This window comes from Curtobacterium sp. MCBA15_016, assembly GCF_001865105.1.
Taxonomy (GTDB): Bacteria; Actinomycetota; Actinomycetes; order Actinomycetales; family Microbacteriaceae; genus Curtobacterium.
Genome location: NZ_MJGR01000034.1, coordinates 10,702 through 11,426, shown reverse-complemented (window position 1 = coordinate 11,426; position 725 = coordinate 10,702). Strand labels below are relative to the sequence as shown.

Genomic DNA, 725 nt, shown 5'->3' with positions numbered 1-725 from the left:
CGTCGGCGAGCACCTCGGCGATCCCCGCGAGCGTGACGACGTGCTGCAGGCGTGCCTCGGGCAGGTGGTCGTCGAGCACGACGATCGTCCGCCCGGCGGCGATCAGCGCGAGCATGCCCACCACGGTCTCGGTCGTGTGCCCGGCCATGATCCCCACCGGGACCGACGCGCCGGTGCGCTCGGGTCCGACGCCGGCGCCGGTGCGGTCGTCGGGCCGGAGGACCTCGGTGAGCCGTGCGGCGAGCGCCCGGACCGTCCGGTCCGTCTCGGCGAACGTGCGGGCGGTCCCGGCACCGGCGAGCGCCGGGGACTCGGGGAACGCTGCGACGACGCGCGTCCACCGGTCGAGGACCGAGTGGTCGTCGGATGCCGGGACGGCCGGTTCGACCGTCCGGTGACGCGCTGTCGGGTGTGTCGGACGCATTGCTTCTCCCCTGGGTCGTGCGGGCCGGTGGTGCGCTGCTGGTGCTTGGAGGACGGTAAGCCGACCGGACGCCCCCGATCGAGGGGCCGAGGAGCGCCGTGCGGGGATCCTGCGGTTTGGCGCATCCTCGCGATCCGCCGTGGATCCCCGGTGACGGACCTATCGGTTCGCTGTGCGCTCGCGGGCGCGGACGGTGCGGCGGGACCGCCCGTAGCGGAGCACACCACGCCCGACGGCCAGGAGCTCGACCCAGCGCATCCGTCCGACCTCGCGGAGGAACGCGGCGTCGTCGAGCGGCGCG

1 protein-coding gene is annotated in these 725 nt (G+C 75.0%); it reads right to left on the bottom strand.

Translation table 11 applies throughout. The features are described from left to right. Positions 1-424, bottom strand: a 424-nt coding sequence (locus BIV03_RS13885; RefSeq protein ID WP_139202007.1) for an AMP-binding protein, incomplete at its 3' end; no start/stop codon positions are given. Positions 425-725 lie beyond the last annotated feature (301 nt).